Consider the following 17,048-nt stretch of genomic DNA (forward strand, 5'->3'; position numbering starts at 1 on the left):
TCTTGATGATAGCTAAAATCATGTATTACTTCGAGTGATATAGATATTAACAGAATTAGTTTTGATACGAATTATCAAAAATTAATGACACTATTTAAAAATTAATAGGTATTGTAGAGCAACAAAACAATCATCTATAGAATGCCTATTCATATAGGGTAAACGCAATAAAACCATTAAATCAAAAGTATGACGCTTAAAAAACACTGGCAACTATGAATTTATTAACGGCTTTAAAGTTATAAATGAGAAACCCACTAAGATCAAGCTGTACTGGATTACAGCATAAATCTATCAAAGAAGTTCTTTATTTGTCATCTCGGGTAAGAATTTATATACCATAAATATAAAAATAAGCGTGCAAATTCCCATAAAGTAAAATATCGGTGCAAAACCATAACCATTAGTAAGCTCTAAGAAGCTTGATATAAACATACTTTCAATTAAAGCCTTAGATACTAACGCTATTGATATCCCCATTGCTCGTATTTGCACGGGTAAAACTTCTGAAAGAATAAGCCAAATACCAACACCTGGACCCACTGCACCACCAAATACGACAAATACTAGTAATACCAATGTTATGCTACTATTTCCTCCAATCTTAATATAAGCAGCAAATATAATGGATATAAACGAGATAACTAATCCTCCTATAATAAGCTTACGGCGACCAATAACATCAACTAAAAGTAATCCTATAACAGTAGCAATAAGGTTGACTAATGTCATTGCAGTCCCATAATAGCTAGCTCCACACTGTGTGCATCCAGATAATTCATCAAATATAGTAGGCCCAAAGCTTATGAATGTATTTATACCAACAAAGCCATTTAAGACTGCCATTGCACTTATCATAGCAATAGATAAATAGTACTTATTTTTGAACACTACTCTGACTAGTTCCATAAAGCCTATTTTGTCTTTAGCTATTGGCGAACTAATATTTAAAGCCAATTGCTCGCCTATACTTAGAGCAAGCTTGCTACGGCCTTTTAACATTAACCATGACGGTGAGAATGGTGCAAATAAACTTACAATAAACAATCCTATAGAGAAAGGTAGAGCACAGCCAAATATAAATCTCCAGCCAAACTCATATACAAACATACTAGCAAAGACATTTGCAATAAATATCCCTGAAACTAAAGATAGTTGAAATATAGCAATCGCTCTACCACGAAACCTAGCAATACTTGTTTCTGCTATATATATTGGCACAACAGTTAGCAAGAAGCCTATAGAAACACCCTGTAAAAGTCTTGACAACATAAGTGTTGTAAAAGTATCTGATAACATCATCAAAACCATAGACACTGAAAACACAAAAGAACCAATAGCTATAACATTTTTTCTACTTAAAAAATCCATTAAAATGCCTGAGACTAGTTTTGATATAAGTGCACCAAAAAAAACAATTCCAGCTATCTCTGATAATTGAACATAGTTTAAAGAAAGCTCTTGTTTTATCGCAGGTAATGTCCCAGATATAACACCTATATCGAATCCTGAGCACACACCGGTTAAAACGATAAGTGCCATTACTAACTTCTGGTATCTTGTTTCTAACATCTTGAGTTTTGAAAATAAATAAAGCTATTCTGATACTAACATTAAATACATTATTTTTATATCAAAACGAATAATTTTTTCATTATGAATTTGGTAGCGTTATATCACTCAGTTAAGTTAATAATACCAAACGCGTATAATTAAAGATTATACATAATATTTGTTGAGGTAAGAGTGTTTATATTTTCCTTACCTGGAACTACCAATGTTGTACCGTTTAACTGAAATGTAAGTTGTAAACTAAAGTTTTTATATAACTCAACAGATAATGCTGAAATACTTTGATAAACAGATCTATTTTTCTGATCATAGTTATATAAAAGGTTTTGCTTAAAGTTAGACTTATCTGTGAAGTTCCAAACATAATCAAAAGTAGCCTGAAAACCAGGCTCACTTGCTTGAAAATCTTTTCCAGTAATTCTACTTTGCATAAAACTAGGGCCAGCAGATATATCAATATACATAGTTTTCTTTTCATTATCAAAAAGTCTTCTTTTATAACCTACGGACTCAGTGAAAATATAATCATAAGAACTCAATTCATCATTTAAATAAGTTAATCGCCCATAAGCTCCATTTAATTTTGTAAAATCCCAAGATGTTTCAGCTCTCACTTGAGCTTTATTAATTTTCACAGCTCTTGTCTCAGCACGGTTATCTCTACTATAAACATAGTTAAAAAATAGCTTATTATTCCACTTTTCCATTGGTTTATAGTTAACATTAGCAAGAGCATTAATATTTGTTGTAGCACTGTCGCCTGTTGCTATAGTTCCACCAAGACCAAAATTTGTTCCTTTCCATGGTTCAGTAATAGCATCTGATACTATTTCTTTTGGTGTAGACACCTCTTTTTTAACTGGTTCAATTGGTTTCTTTTCTGTGGCTTTATTTTCTACAGCCTCTTTAGACTCAGCTTTTGAAGTTTTAGCAGTATCTTTTTTATTTGATTCATCTGCTAACTTTTGATATTTTTCATATAGTTTCTTATATTTTTCAGCTTCTTTTTGGTAATCAATATTCTGAGCATCACTATTTGTATCAGCACTTACAAAACCATAGCTTAAAAAACATCCAACAAATAATATTATTTTTTTATTTGAAAAAAACATTTAGTAGCTACCCTAATAAAAAAATGCTTACACTATAAAATAAATGCTTTAGTGCATCTATCCTTTCCATTAAGGTCTTTGATAGTTTGTATATTACAAAAACCATGCTGAGCAAATATCTCCCTAACTGCTTTAGCTTGCATATATCCATGCTCTATATACAGGCTCCCTTTTTGCTTCAAATGAAAAGCTGCTCCTTTAACTATAGTTATAATATCAGCTAAACCATCATCCTCTGAAAACAATGCCTTCGCAGGCTCAAAAGCTTCCACACACTTATCAATATCCCCATCATTTATATCGATATATGGAGGATTTGATACGATAACATCAAATTTAGTATTCTTCAAACTTTCGTACCAATCACTTTGAATAAACTCAACATTTGGTAAGTCATTTTTTACTGCATTTTTCTTAGCTACTGCTAAAGTTTTAGATAAATAATCAACAGCTATAATCTTAGCATTAGATAATTCTCCTGCGAGTGCTAAAGCTATAGCTCCTGTACCTGTACCAAGGTCAAGTATCTTTAGTTTAACCTTTTTATCGCCAATATCACTTAAAATAGCTTCTATAATAACCTCAGTATCTGCTCTAGGTATAAGAGTATCTTGCGTTACAAAAAGTTTTTGATCCCAAAAATACTTATATCCTAATATATAAGCTAAAGGCTCACCTGATTCCAGTCGAAAAATCTTTAATTTCAAACTATTAACAATATCACTGCTAAGAATTTTATCCGCATTAATATATAAATAGGTTCTATCGACATCAAGCTCATCACAGATTAGAGTTTGTATATCTTGTTTTAATGTAGCTTTTGAGGAAGCTTCCGAACATTCAAAATTATCAACGGAAGATTTAATAAATTGAGATATTGCGAGGTTACTCATCAGACATTGTAGCTAAAAGATCTGCTTGATGTTCAAGTATTAGTGGTTGAATTATACTGTCAACAGAACCTTCCATAACCTCATCAAGCTTATAAAGAGTAAGATTTATACGATGATCTGTAACCCTACCTTGTGGGTAGTTATAAGTTCTGATTCTTTCAGACCTATCACCACTACCGACTAAGCTTTTTCTAGCATCTGATTGCTCTTGGTTTTGCTTATCAATCTGAGCTTGCATAAGTCTAGATTTAAGCATCCCCATTGCCGCTGCACGGTTTTTATGCTGAGATCTTTGATCTTGACACTCTATAACCACTCCTGTCGGAATATGTGTGATACGAATTGCAGAATCTGTTTTATTGACATGCTGTCCACCAGCCCCCGAAGCCCTAAAAGTATCTACTTTAAGATCAGCTGGATTTATATCTATGCCTTCTACTTCATCAACTTCTGGCATAACAGCTACAGTACAAGCTGATGTATGAACCCTGCCTTGTGATTCTGTTGCTGGAACACGTTGCACCCTATGGGCTCCAGATTCAAACTTAAGCTGTGAATAAGCTCCATCTCCATTGATTTTAGTTATAACTTCTTTATAACCACCGTGCTCACCTTCACTAGCCGAAATCACCTCAATTCTCCAACCTCTTTGTTCTGCATATTTTGTATACATCTTAAATAAGTCACCAGAAAAAATTGAAGCCTCATCACCACCAGTACCAGCTCTTATCTCTAAAAACACATTCGCATCATCATTAGGGTCACGAGGTAAAAGTAGCACTTGCAATTCTTTTTCAAGGTTTTCAATAGCTTCATTAGCAAACTTCAGTTCTTCTTTAGCCATTTCAACCATTTCAGCATCATTTTCTCCCATCATTTCAAGAGCTGCTGCTTTATCATCAATCGCTTGCGTATAGTCTTTAAAGGCCTTAACTATAGGTTCTAAATTAGAGTACTCTTTTGATAGCTCTCTAAATTTGTTTTGATCAGTAATTACATCAGCATCACTAAGTAAAGCACTTACCTCTTCATGTCTTTCGACTAAGCTTTGTAATTTTGCTTTTATAGAATCTTTCATTTATTTTTCCAAATTTAAACCAAACATGCGCTTCATACACACTAAGCATTCATTTCTACCTTGCTTTGAGGCTTCTTTCATTCCTACTATTGGGTAATGTAAAACTTTCTTCTTAATCTCGTGAGCAAATCTTTTCATTATTTCTTCTGCATCTTTGCCATTTCTGATCTTAGTCAAATTTTTCTCCAATGAAAAATCAACCATATTATCAGCCTTCTGAAAAAGTTCATATATAGCGTTGTTAGAAATAATCTCTTTTTCTTTTTCGAGATACTCTTCAAGAGATTTTACGATTATTTTGTGTGCTCTTTTACTCTCTTGCTCCCTTCTTCCCTTGCCTTCTTCTACAGCATTATTAATATCATCAACACAGTAGTAAATACTATTTTCGCTCAATGCAGGGTCTAATACTTGAGGAATAGATAAATCAATAAACACTCTAGCTCTATCCCCAGCATTTGCTGGTGTGACTATATATTCATTTAAAGATACTGCAGCAATCACAATATCAGCATCATTAATTAAATCATTCAAGATATCAAGGCTATAGCTTTCAGCATTCTTAAAATTACTGGTGATTTTTTCAGCTTTTTCAATACTTCTATTAGCTAGCATTATTCTTTTAGGGCTCAAGGCTGTGATATGTCTAAAGAGTAACTCACCTGTTTGACCAGCCCCAATTATCAATACATTTTTAGTATTTATATGTTCAAGCTGTTTCTTAGCTAATGAAATTGCAGAAAAAGCTACAGATACTGGACAATGGCCAATCTTAGTCCCACTTCTTACAGCTTTAGCTGTTGAAAACACCTTTTGAAAAACCCTATCCAATTCTTTACCAAGTGCTTCATTCTCTTTACTTTGCGTATATGAGTCTTTGACTTGACCAAGTATTTGAGGTTCACCTAATACCATTGATTCAAGTCCGCAGGCTAGTTTCATAAGGTGCTTTATAACCTCTGTACCTTGACGAAGTTTAAAATAATCTTTTAATAAGTGTTTTGTCTTGCCGACTCGGTCTTGCCACCATACCAACACATCATCCACAACTCGCAAATCTGCTATTTCAAGATAGATTTCTGTACGGTTACAGGTAGAAAGTATCACAGCATAATCAACATCTTTAATCTCTAAAACTGATGTATATAAGTCTGCGACATTAAAACTAGACAGAGCAAACTCGCTTCTTACTTCTGTTGCTGATTTTTTGTAGTCAATTGCTAAAGATATTAATGCCATAATAATAATTTAATTTGTAGTAATTTCAGTAATTTCAACTAGGAATGAGAAGAGATATTTTAACATAAAAGTTATTGGTTTTATATCATAAATATTTCTAGCACAGGCAGAATCGCTGTAACAATAAAATTTAACATCGAAAATACTTTTATGATAATATGTTGTAAGTTTATATAAATTAAAAATAATTCTCGAAATGAGCATAAAAGATTTATCACCTAAGCACAAGCAAGCTGTCTATTTAGTATTAATAATTGTAGCTGTTGCTATAATTATAGTAGGCATACTTCAATATTCTAAATCTAAAAATAGTGAAAACATGCTTGAAGCTTCTTCACTATACCAAAAAGCTTTAATTACAAATGAAAACCCTAGTATTTCAAATTCTCAAAAAATAGCAAGTTTTGATAGCGTTACGACAATGTACCCTAATACTAGCTACGGGATTCTTGCTAGCTGGCAGGTTGCCGATCTCTACATAACAGCAAAAAGATTAGACTCAAACAGACCTGTTTCAAAGAATGATTATAACAAAGCTATATTAGCACTAGTCAATAGTGCTAACAACAATCCAAAAGATAATTTGACTAATATTACAAATACGAAGTTAGCTAGTCTTTACATACAAACTAACCAGACTGATAATGCAATTAAAATATTACAAAACATTCCTGATTTAGATAATAATGCTTATCCTCTTATGATACTAGGCCAAGCCTATGCTCAAAAAGGAGACAAATCAAAGGCGTTGAAAGTCTGGAAAGAAGCTTCTCAAGATCCAAACAGTACTCCAGAATTTAAACAAATCATTTCTCAGCTTATAAACAATACTAATTAAATATGAAAATAATTCGTTTTTGCTTAATTGCTTCTCTCTTAGCATTTTTAATAAGTAGTTGCTCAAAGAGTAATGTACCACCTCCAACTCCTCTTGATAAGTTTCCTCCTCGTGATGTTACAGTTCATGTAAAATGGCGAACTAAAACAGGAAATGGAAATGGTGGACTTGCAAACTATCAAGTAGCTCCTGTCTTTAAAAATGATACTGTCTTTGTACCTAATCAAAATGGTCAAATCTTTGCTCTTGGCATAACAAATGGTAAAGTTATATGGCAGAAAAATGTTGATATGAATATATCTGCTCAACCAAACACCATTGCCAATGCTCTAGTATTTGGCTCAATAAAAGGTGATTTAGAGGCTTTAGAAATTCAAACAGGTGAAACACTATGGCATACAACTATGCCAAGTAGCTTGTTTGCTCAACCAACCATCTATGATAGTGTTATTTACACTCATACTCATGATGGTTCAGTTGCTTCATTTGATGCTAAAGATGGTAGTAAAAACTGGAGTGTTTCAAACAATGTCCCAGAGATTTCACTTCCAGGCAACTCTTCGCCAATTGTATTAAACAACACAGTGATGATTGGTTCTGAATTTGGTACTGTGCTTGGCTTTACTGTAGATGAAGGCGATAGAACTATAAACATACCAATAGCTATAGCTCACGGCTCCTCTCCTGCTGATAAAATGGTAGATATAAATGCTAACCCTATGCTATACGGCGACTATCTTATATTCGCTACTTATCAAGGAGCTATTGTCGCTTTAGATAAAGATAACGGTAAAATGTTATGGGCTAAAAAATCATCTATCATAAATAATATGGTTATAAATGATAATGTGATTTTCTCCACTCAAGCTGACAGCCTCTTGAAAGCTTTTGATATCGAAAATGGCAAAACGATTTGGACAAATGATACTTTAAAATGGCGCAAACTAACGGAGCCTGTTTATTATAAGGGTTTAATTGTAGTTAGCGATTATCAAGGCTATCTACATTTTTTCAACTCTCTTAATGGTGAGTACTTAGGGCGTTATAAGCTAACCCCTAAAAGCAAAATATTTAACCATGGGATATCAGCTAAACTAGTTCCTACTGAAAAAGGAATCATTATCCAGTCTGATAATGGCAACGCATATTTAGTTGATGCCTATAGTGATAAAGTAATATATGATACTATATTAGGTGATTATAAAGTTGACAGAGGTTCTGAAATTAAACATATAAATCAAGCCAAAGAATTTATATCTAAAAATCCTATTCCTGTGACAAAAGATAAAGTCAAAAGACTTAAAAAAGCAACTATAGTAATCGGTGATTTCACTAAAGATGACAAGTAGAGGATAAATGTATAAAGCAGCAAAACCATCGATTTTCATTTTAATTTTAATGGTTTCATTGGGTCCATTTGGAGACACTATTTATGCACCTGCTCTGCCTGAACTAAAAAAAATACTTGCTACAGATTATTCGCATGTACAGCTTACAATTACATCTTATTTGGTTGGATACTCAGTAAGCCAAATACTATATGGACCTTTATCTGATAGGTTTGGACGTAAGCCTCTTATCTTGATTGGCTCTGCACTTTTTATTTTAAGTTCTGTTATTTGTATCATAAGCCCAAATGTTGACACTTTAATCTACGCAAGGCTTCTACAAGGATTCGGAGCTGCTGCTGGAGGTGTAATTGCAACAGTTGCTGTTAAAGATGTTTTTAAACTCAAAGATCAAGGTTCTGTATTCGCAATTATGAATATAGCATTTGCTCTTGCACCTGCCGTAGGAGCTATTTTAGGCATATTTTTAACTCCAGAATTAATCTTCTGGGTTTTATTTGCTGCTGCAACAATGTTATTTATAAAGGTTTCTATTTTCTTCCCAGAAACTATTCAAGAAAAGAACTATGAAGCCCTAACACCAAGAAACTTATTCAAAACATATCTATCTCTATTTAAAGATCATCAATTCTTTTTTGCAACATTTGTTTTAGGAATAAATATTAGTGTAATTTATGCTTGTCTAATAGAGGCTCCAGATATATTTGTCAATATTCTTCGGTTAGAAAAAACAAGCTTCTTATACCTGCTTATTATAATGGTTGTAGCTGTAGTTCTTGGTTCACTTTTTTGTGCTAAGATAAGTAAAGTAGTCCGTTATAAATTCCTAATAAACTTTGGTATGATCTGCACTCTTATTTCTGGGATACTTTGCGTCTATGCGTTCAAGTTACTTACAGGAACAGAACTTTCAATAGCCTTAACATTCATACTATCATTAACTTTCATAGGAGTATCTTTTAGTGTTCCTTTACTAACACCTATAGCATTAGAGAATTTTTCAACTACTGCAGGAGCGGCTTCTTCTATAATGGGTTTTATGCAAATGGGCATAGCTTCTATAACTACAGCCATCATGAGCCAACTCAACTTTGGTAGTGAATTTTGCTTAGCTTTTGCTTTTGTAATACTACCAACTATTGGCCTAGCGATATTTTTACCCTACAGTTGCTATTTTTTAAAAAAATAGACTTTAAACTTTATTATCTTTAAGCCAAATAGATTGATATTACCTATAACCAATATTCTATGATAAAATTTGATTCATAAATATTTATCTGCTTAAATTTTAAAAATGCAAAATTATAATGCTAAATCTATTGAAGTTTTAACGGGTCTTGATCCAGTTAAAAAAAGACCTGGTATGTACACTAATACTGAAAGTCCAAATCATTTGGTTCAAGAAATAGTTGACAACAGTGTTGATGAAGTTTTAGCAGGTTTTGCAAGTAACATTGAAATAAATCTTTATGAAGACAATAGTATTGAAGTTATAGATAATGGTCGAGGAATGCCTGTTGATATCCATCCTGAACACCAAATTTCAGGAATAGAACTTATCATGACTAAATTACACTCTGGTGGTAAATTCAATAATAAGAACTATACTCACTCTGGTGGTTTACATGGTGTTGGTGTATCTGTAGTAAATGCTCTTTCATCAAAACTTGAAGCTGAAATAAAACGAGACGGCAAACTTCACCATATAGTTTTTGAAGATGGTATCAAAACTCAAGAATTACAAATAATAGGAACAGTTGGCAAAAAAAATACAGGAACAAAGGTAAGGTTCTGGCCAGATAAAAAATATTTTGATGATATTAAAATAAATATTAAAGCATTAAAGAATTTATTAGAAGCAAAAGCCATCCTTTGCAAAGATTTGACAATCAAGTACTCTAACATTGCAAAGAAAGAGAAAATAACTTGGCATTTTAATGCTGGGCTAAAAGGATATTTAGACCATAAGTTAGATGCTGCAACTTTACCTGCAGAACCTTTCTTTATCGACAATTTCTCAAATGGCGAGTCTTTTTTAGATGCTGTATTTTGCTGGTGTGATGCCCCTCTTGAACAAATTAAAAACAGCTATGTAAACCTTATTCCCACCCCTCAAGATGGTACGCATGTTGCTGGTCTTAAAAATGGTGTTTACGATGCCATTAAAACATATATTGATAAAAACTCTTTAGCTCTTAAGAATATTAAAGTCACAGCTAATGATTCTTTTGCTCAACTAAACTATGTAATTTCTGTAAAAATCACTAACCCTCAGTTTGCTGGTCAAACCAAAGAAAAACTTTCTAATAAGGATGTAACAGCATTTGTAGCAACTACAGTTAAAGACTTACTTACAATATGGTTAAATCAGCATCCAGATGAAGCTACAGAAATAATTGAAAACATCAACAAAATTGCTCAAAAGCGTGTTAATGCTGATAAAAAAACTGCACGTAAACGTATTATGAACACAACCATTCGTTTACCAGGGAAACTTACTGACTGTATTAGCTCAGATATAAACTCTACTGAGCTTTTTATCGTTGAAGGAGACTCTGCTGGAGGTTCAGCAAAACAAGCTCGTGATAAAAATTTTCAAGCTGTAATGCCTTTAAAAGGCAAAATACTAAATAGTTGGGAGCTTGATGCTGATACTATCATGAACTCTCAAGAGGTGCACAACATTGCAACTGCAATTGGAGTTGACCCTGATAGTGATGACACATCAGGACTTAGATATAATAAAATTTGCGTATTAGCCGATGCTGACTCAGACGGGCTTCATATAGCAACACTCCTGTGTGCAATGTTCTTAAAGCATTTTAGAAAGCTTATAAAGGAGGGGCATATTTATATCGCTCAACCTCCTTTATTTAGAATCGATATTGGCAAAAGTACCTTCTATGCTCTTGATGAGTTAGAAAAAGATAATATTCTTAGAGAAAATTCTAAGCTTACTGGTAAGATAAATATTATGCGTTTTAAAGGTCTAGGTGAGATGAATCCCACTCAATTGCGTGAATCTGCAATGGATGTGTCATCTCGTCGACTTCTACAACTAACATTATCTGCAGAAGATAATGATAATGAAACTCTTGATAGACTTTTAGCTAAAAAACGCTCTAAAGATCGTCGTGATTGGCTAGAAGTACATGGAGACAAAGCTGAAATTGAATAGCTTATAACTAAGACAATGGCTTAAAAATCATTGTTGATGGGTCTGACTTAAACTGATTGTAAAGTTCTATAATATACCTATCTGTCATCGAAGATATATAATCACTTATAATCCTAGCTTTCACTTGCGGTGTTTTAGCACTATAAAATATAGCTCCAATGTCATCAGGCAACAAACTTTCTGATGGTGTTGATTCTATCAAAATATCAAAGATTTCTGAGATTATCTCTCTACCCCGGTAACGCAGAACATTAAGCTTTGGTGACTTTATAACTTTAAAAAGAATATATTTTTTAAGCACTTCAACTTGTTTAGAGATTTCATCACTCAAATAAACCTTAGAAAGTATTGGTTCTTCCTCATTGAAATCAAAAGAGATGTTTTGAATACAACTATCAACAAGCTTAGATGTAAGCTTTGTTCTTAAAAGACTATTATTTGCAATATTTTTAGAAGCTTGATAGATATCTCGACAATCTCCATCAAAATCTATTTTTTCGGCGAAAATATTTTTTAAAATATTTTTTACATCCTCTGCTGTGATGTTTAAATTATCCGGCACAGCATCTAATATTTTAGCTATAAGCTTATCATCAATACTCGCCATAGATAATGGGTCTATAAAGCCACCTTTTAATGCATCTTCGACATCATAAGTTGAGTAAGCAATATCATCTGCTACATCCATAATATAACACTCTATAGTCTTAAAACTTTTATCAGAAGCTATACTTTTATTTGAAAGCAAACTCTTCTTGATACTCTCAACTAGTCTTAATTCTTCTTGATAATACCCTTTTGTGACTTTACCAGCTTTCTCTGGAATTAAATTATCATACTTTATAGTTGCAGCAAGAGTTCTATAAGTAAGGTTTAAACCAAAACTTTGTTTCTGATCAATATCTTTTTTTGCAGTGTGAGAAATAAGTCTTAGAGTCTGTGCATTACTCTCAAAGCCACCAAATTTTTTCATTTTTTCATTTAAGGCAACTTCGCCATTATGTCCAAATGGAGGATGCCCAATATCATGACAAAGTGCAGCTGTCTCAATCAAATCATAATCTAAGTTCAAACCATAGTCATAGTTAAGTTTAACAGCTATTGATTTCGCTATTTGTGCAACTTCTAGAGAATGAGTTAGCCTATTACGAAAAAAATCATTTTCAAAACTTGGGAATATTTGTGTTTTTGATTGTAATCTTCGAAAAGATGATGAATGTATAACTCTTGCGTAGTCACGCCTAAAAGGTGAGAAATTTTCCTTTACCTTAATATTATTATCTTGTCTAAGATAGTCATTTTCGTAATACAGATCTATAGTCATTACATTAGTTGAACATAAGTTAGCATAGCTATATTATAACTGTTATTAGACAAATATTTGACTCTTATATTAGAAATATAAATTAAGCCTTATCTGCTATACCTAAAATGAGCAAAACTTGAAATATTTGTTTCAAATGTTAGCCTATGTTATCTATTTAAAAATAATCTGGAGAAAACTTAGTAGTTCAGCAGTATAAGAAATAACTGTTATTTATAAATCAAAATACTTTGATTCATTTTCAAACTACAATTGTTATGTTCAAACAAATCAAAACAACCTTTAAACACTCATTTGGCAATATTATTGAATGGTATGACTTTTCATTATATGGCTATTTTGCAACAATCATTTCTGTGCAATTTTTTCCTAACTCTAATCCTTTTATAGCACTAATCGCGACTTTTGGTGCTTTTGCTGCTGGTTTTGTAGCAAGACCAATCGGCTCAATATTCTTTGGTAGACTCGGTGATCGGCTTGGTAGACACTACGCAATGAATCTAGCTATCATCATGATGGCTGTGCCAACAGTCGTAATGGCTTTTTTACCTGATTATAACCTGATTGGTATTTGGGCTCCAATATTACTAATAGTAGTGAGAATATTCCAAGGACTTTCAGCTGGTGGTCAGTTTGGTAATTTAATGACTATAACATCCGAAGAAGACAATCAAACACACACCGGCTTTAATCTTGCAATTGCTTACTCGACATCTGTAGTTGGGTTTCTACTAGCCTCTGGTGTTAGCTTTCTATCTATAAACTTACTACCAGAAAATCTACAATACTATGCTTGGAGAGTTCCTTTTGCCTTAGGCTTTTTACTGTTGTTGTTGCACTTTTTCTTTAGAGAAGACGATAAAATTCAAGAAGAAATAAAAGAAGATGAAAATAGTACTCTTGAAATTAAGCCTATGCAAGAACTCCTCAAACATTATCGTTGGAGACTTTCATTAATTGTAGTTTTATCTACAACCGCAATGATTTTATACTATCTAGACATAACATATATGGTTACTTATATGGAGCAGGAATTAGGCTTAAGTCTGTCTACAGCTCTCGCGATAAATACTATAAGTATAGTTGCGATGTGTATAGTTATGCCTATTTTTGGGTATCTGTCAGATATATATGGTAGAAAACTAACTCATATAATTGGCTACCTATTATTACTTATATTTACTGTTCCGATGGTTATGCTAATGCAACTACAAGGAGTTTTCATAGTAGCTAGTATGGTTATATCCATGGCAGTTCTAACATCTATTATACAAGGTGTTTCTACACCGTACTATACTGAGATTTTTCCACCCCGAGTAAGAGCCACAGGTTGCTCTATTGGGTTTGGATTCGGCGCATCACTTTCTGGATTTGCCCCAATGATTGCAACTATAATTATGGGATACACATCTGCTACAGTCGGCTTATGTATTCTTTTAATCACTGTTGGAATTATCGGTCTAATAATTGCAATAATTATTCCTAATGCCCAAGTAGAAACAAGAAGACTCAATAGTCTAACAAATGACTAAAGCATAGTAGATAAGGTCATAATTCTTCTATCTAAGATTTAACATAAACAAATCTTTCAACTAGTATTTTTAGGAAAAATTCTTATACTTAATACTAGTTCTTTATGATGGATTTAAAATTGCTTTTTAAAATACTTTCAGCTACAACAGACTCACAGTTCTCACTAAAAAAAGAATGTCTTGGTGGAATAACCACATTCCTCTCAATGATGTATATAATAGTTGTTAACCCAATGATTTTATCTCAAGCTGGTGTGCCATATGATGGAGCCTTAACTGCTACACTTTTAGTATCTTTTATAGGTTGTGTATCAATGGGAATTTTTTCAAACAATCCTATTGCTGTTGCTCCGGGAATGGGAATTAATGCTTTTTTCACTTATGCTATTGTTCAGCACATGAATGTTAGCTGGCAAATAGCACTAGGGGTTGTTTTCTGGTCAGGCATATTATTTACACTGATGTCACTATCAAATATTAGAGCTATCCTAATAATGGCTATTCCAAAACAGATAAGACATGCAGTTGTCGTAGGTATTGGTCTATTGATTGCTGTAATTGCTTTAAAATCTGCAAATATAATATCATCAGACCCTGTAAATATGATTCAAATGTCTAAACTCAATATTTCATTTGCTTTATTTCTAGGTGGATTATTATTCACTGGATTCTTAATATATTTAAGATACTCAAGTGCAATGATTTTAGGTGTTGCTCTTATAACTATTATTTATTTACTAATAGATTTTCTATTTCCAAATCTAGCTCTTTCAACTCATTTTAATGGCATTTTATCGATGCCAAACTTCTCTACATTTGCTCAACTAGACCTTATCAACTCTCTATCCATTGCTCTTTGGCCAGCAATATTTGCTTTCATTTTTACAATTTTGTTTGATAGTATGGCAGGAGCTATAGGAGTTTGTGAGGCTGGTGGACTAGTAGATAAAAATGGCGACCCAAGAAACTTCAAGGAAATACTAGCTGTTGATGGTATTTCAGGTGTCATATCAGGTATTCTGGGTACTAGTTCAGCTATAGGCTATATCGAGTCTGTTGCAGGTATTGAGGTTGGGGCTAGAACAGGTATTAGCGCTATTGTTACAGGTTTTTTATTCCTTCCATTTTTATTCTTATCACCTCTACTTGCTTTAGTTCCAGCTGTAGCTACGGCACCTGTACTTTTTATAGTAGGTATACATATGGTAAAAACTGTTCGAGATATTGAATGGGAAAATATCCAAGAAGCAATACCTGCATTACTCACTATCTTAATAATCCCCTTAACGGGGTCTATAACTCACGGAGTTATTTTAGGGTTACTACTTTGGAGTGGATTTAGAATAATGACTGTCGGCATTAAAGGTGTTTCTAAAACTCTTTTAGTTATAAATATTTTATCTATAGTACTTCTTGCATTAGATGTTATATCTTAACCTAGAAATTTATATGCTTAGATCACGACCTTACTATATATCACAGCAACTTTTTTCCCACAAAAAACACAAAATTTCGTTATAATATAGCAATTAAAATATAAGACTTATAGTTTATGATTTTTTATAACTCTCTTTCTGGTAAAAAAGAAGAATTTAAACCCATAAAACCTAACAAAATCAGCATGTATGCTTGTGGTGTAACTGTTTATGATGATTGCCATATTGGTCATGCCCGTACTTACATCGCTTTTGATGTAATTAACAGATACTTCAAATACCGTGGTTATGATGTAACTTTAGTACGAAATATCACAGATATTGATGACAAAATCATCAAAAGAGCTAACGAAAATGGCGAGTCTACAGAAGCACTAGTTACTAGAAATATCAAAGCTATGCATGATGTATTTGCTAGTTTAAATATTCTAGCTCCAGATCATGAGCCTAAAGCTACCGAAACAATTTCTGAAATGGTTGAGATGATTGAAACCCTAATAAATAAAGGTTTTGCATATCAAGGAGCTAATGGTGATGTTTTTTATCGTGTAGATAAGTTTGATGGCTATGGTAAGCTTAGCAAGCAAAATATCGAAGCACTTCAACAAGGTGCTAGAGTCGAAGTATCTGATATCAAAGAAAATCCTATGGACTTTGTTCTTTGGAAAATGGCTAAAGAAGGTGAGCCTGCTTGGGACTCTCCATGGGGAGCTGGCCGCCCAGGTTGGCATATAGAGTGCTCTGCAATGTCTAAAAAACTACTTGGCGAAACTTTTGATATTCATGCAGGTGGTTCTGATCTTAGATTCCCACACCATGAAAATGAAATAGCTCAATCAGAAGCTTGTAATGAATGCACATTCGCTAATTATTGGCTACATTCTGGTATGGTGAAAGTGAATGCTGAAAAAATGTCTAAATCACTAAACAACTTCTTCACTATTATTGAGGTTTTAAAAGAGTATCATCCAGAAGTTGTGAGATACTTTTTAGCATCAAATGTATATAGAAGTGAGATTAACTACTCTCAAGAAAATCTTGATAATGCTAAAGCATCGATTGAAAGACTATTTACTGCTATGCGTGGTGTTGAACCAGTAGAAGTAAACTTACCTGAAGATGCGAGTGAGTATGAAGATAAATTCATCAAAGCAATGGACAATGATTTCAACACTCCTGAAGCATTAGCCGTGTTATTTAGCTTAGCAAAAGAGATTAATACCCTAAAAACCACAAACAAATTCAAAGCTAGTGGTTATGCCTTTTTATTGCGTAAATTGTGTGATGTTTTAGGCATATTGTTTACGGATGTAGAAGAATATTTCACTCAAGATAATAGCATTGATGCTACTGAAATCGAAAAACTTATCACTGAACGAGCACAAGCAAAAAAAGATAAAAACTATGCTCGAGCTGATGAAATTAGAGATGAATTAACTGAGCAAGGTATCATCTTAGAAGATAGTGCAACAGGTACAATTTGGAAAAAAGGTTAGT

General features: G+C 33.0%; 13 protein-coding genes. 7 read left to right on the plus strand and 6 right to left on the minus strand.

What is annotated here, in order from left to right:
- Window positions 1–294: 294 nt before the first annotated feature.
- The 5 genes from FLM55_RS03485 to FLM55_RS03505 all read right to left on the minus strand — a co-directional run bounded on the left by FLM55_RS03485 (window position 295) and on the right by FLM55_RS03505 (window position 5,894).
- Window positions 295–1,542, minus strand: a complete 1,248-nt coding sequence (locus FLM55_RS03485) for an MFS transporter (RefSeq protein WP_256868915.1) — start codon at window positions 1,540–1,542, stop codon at window positions 295–297.
- 170 nt (window positions 1,543–1,712) lie between these two features.
- Entirely contained in the window at window positions 1,713–2,684 is a 972-nt protein-coding gene (locus tag FLM55_RS03490; RefSeq protein WP_178948048.1) for a YdiY family protein, read from the minus strand.
- Between the two features lie 32 nt (window positions 2,685–2,716).
- Window positions 2,717–3,577 carry a peptide chain release factor N(5)-glutamine methyltransferase gene (prmC, locus tag FLM55_RS03495; RefSeq protein WP_178948049.1) on the minus strand — a complete coding sequence of 287 codons (861 nt, stop codon included), beginning with the start codon at window positions 3,575–3,577 and terminating at the stop codon, window positions 2,717–2,719.
- Window positions 3,570–4,655, minus strand: coding sequence for a peptide chain release factor 1 (gene prfA / locus FLM55_RS03500; protein ID WP_112869540.1), 1,086 nt, complete (start codon window positions 4,653–4,655; stop codon window positions 3,570–3,572). The genes prmC and prfA overlap by 8 nt, the downstream gene beginning before the upstream one ends.
- Window positions 4,656–5,894: a glutamyl-tRNA reductase gene (locus FLM55_RS03505; RefSeq protein WP_178948051.1), complete on the minus strand. Its 1,239-nt coding sequence runs from the start codon at window positions 5,892–5,894 to the stop codon at window positions 4,656–4,658.
- 202 nt (window positions 5,895–6,096) lie between these two features.
- Between FLM55_RS03505 and FLM55_RS03510 the strand changes: the two genes are divergently transcribed.
- The 4 genes from FLM55_RS03510 (at window position 6,097) to parE (ending at window position 11,259) form a co-directional block, all read left to right on the plus strand.
- Window positions 6,097–6,732 carry a tetratricopeptide repeat protein gene (locus FLM55_RS03510; protein WP_178949055.1) on the plus strand — a complete coding sequence of 212 codons (636 nt, stop codon included), beginning with the start codon at window positions 6,097–6,099 and terminating at the stop codon, window positions 6,730–6,732.
- Window positions 6,733–6,734: 2 nt separating this feature from the next.
- Window positions 6,735–8,081 (plus strand): outer membrane protein assembly factor BamB, encoded by a 1,347-nt coding sequence (bamB, locus tag FLM55_RS03515; protein WP_178948053.1) that lies wholly within the window; start codon window positions 6,735–6,737, stop codon window positions 8,079–8,081.
- Between the two features lie 7 nt (window positions 8,082–8,088).
- On the plus strand, window positions 8,089–9,270 hold the full coding sequence (locus tag FLM55_RS03520; protein WP_178948055.1) for a multidrug effflux MFS transporter: 1,182 nt from the start codon (window positions 8,089–8,091) through the stop codon (window positions 9,268–9,270).
- Window positions 9,271–9,375: 105 nt separating this feature from the next.
- Window positions 9,376–11,259: a DNA topoisomerase IV subunit B gene (gene parE, locus FLM55_RS03525; RefSeq protein ID WP_178948057.1), complete on the plus strand. Its 1,884-nt coding sequence runs from the start codon at window positions 9,376–9,378 to the stop codon at window positions 11,257–11,259.
- 7 nt (window positions 11,260–11,266) lie between these two features.
- Here parE and FLM55_RS03530 read toward each other — a convergent pair whose 3' ends face one another.
- Window positions 11,267–12,583 carry a deoxyguanosinetriphosphate triphosphohydrolase family protein gene (locus FLM55_RS03530; RefSeq protein WP_178948059.1) on the minus strand — a complete coding sequence of 439 codons (1,317 nt, stop codon included), beginning with the start codon at window positions 12,581–12,583 and terminating at the stop codon, window positions 11,267–11,269.
- A 257-nt stretch (window positions 12,584–12,840) separates the two neighbouring features.
- On the opposite strand from FLM55_RS03530, the gene FLM55_RS03535 reads away from it, so the two are divergent.
- The 3 genes from FLM55_RS03535 (at window position 12,841) to cysS (ending at window position 17,047) form a co-directional block, all read left to right on the plus strand.
- Window positions 12,841–14,115 carry an MFS transporter gene (locus FLM55_RS03535; RefSeq protein WP_178948060.1) on the plus strand — a complete coding sequence of 425 codons (1,275 nt, stop codon included), beginning with the start codon at window positions 12,841–12,843 and terminating at the stop codon, window positions 14,113–14,115.
- A gap of 104 nt (window positions 14,116–14,219) precedes the next feature.
- Window positions 14,220–15,551 (plus strand): NCS2 family permease, encoded by a 1,332-nt coding sequence (locus tag FLM55_RS03540; protein WP_218644484.1) that lies wholly within the window; start codon window positions 14,220–14,222, stop codon window positions 15,549–15,551.
- A 116-nt stretch (window positions 15,552–15,667) separates the two neighbouring features.
- Complete coding sequence (gene cysS / locus FLM55_RS03545; RefSeq protein WP_178948062.1) at window positions 15,668–17,047, plus strand: cysteine--tRNA ligase; 1,380 nt, start codon at window positions 15,668–15,670, stop codon at window positions 17,045–17,047.
- Window position 17,048: the final 1 nt, after the last annotated feature.

This window comes from Francisella sp. Scap27 (assembly GCF_013394105.1).
In the GTDB taxonomy this organism is placed as follows: Bacteria; Pseudomonadota; Gammaproteobacteria; order Francisellales; family Francisellaceae; genus Francisella; species Francisella adeliensis.

Coding starts and splice junctions, on each gene's coding strand:
- prmC (WP_178948049.1), bottom strand. CDS start 3,577: ATGAGTAACCTCGCAATATCTCAATTTATTAAATCTTCCGTTGATAAT.
- FLM55_RS03535 (WP_178948060.1), top strand. CDS start 12,841: ATGTTCAAACAAATCAAAACAACCTTTAAACACTCATTTGGCAATATT.
- FLM55_RS03540 (WP_218644484.1), top strand. CDS start 14,220: ATGATGGATTTAAAATTGCTTTTTAAAATACTTTCAGCTACAACAGAC.
- cysS (WP_178948062.1), top strand. CDS start 15,668: ATGATTTTTTATAACTCTCTTTCTGGTAAAAAAGAAGAATTTAAACCC.
- FLM55_RS03505 (WP_178948051.1), bottom strand. CDS start 5,894: ATGGCATTAATATCTTTAGCAATTGACTACAAAAAATCAGCAACAGAA.
- parE (WP_178948057.1), top strand. CDS start 9,376: ATGCAAAATTATAATGCTAAATCTATTGAAGTTTTAACGGGTCTTGAT.
- FLM55_RS03485 (WP_256868915.1), bottom strand. CDS start 1,542: ATGGCACTTATCGTTTTAACCGGTGTGTGCTCAGGATTCGATATAGGT.
- FLM55_RS03530 (WP_178948059.1), bottom strand. CDS start 12,583: ATGACTATAGATCTGTATTACGAAAATGACTATCTTAGACAAGATAAT.
- bamB (WP_178948053.1), top strand. CDS start 6,735: ATGAAAATAATTCGTTTTTGCTTAATTGCTTCTCTCTTAGCATTTTTA.
- FLM55_RS03490 (WP_178948048.1), bottom strand. CDS start 2,684: ATGTTTTTTTCAAATAAAAAAATAATATTATTTGTTGGATGTTTTTTA.
- prfA (WP_112869540.1), bottom strand. CDS start 4,655: ATGAAAGATTCTATAAAAGCAAAATTACAAAGCTTAGTCGAAAGACAT.
- FLM55_RS03520 (WP_178948055.1), top strand. CDS start 8,089: ATGTATAAAGCAGCAAAACCATCGATTTTCATTTTAATTTTAATGGTT.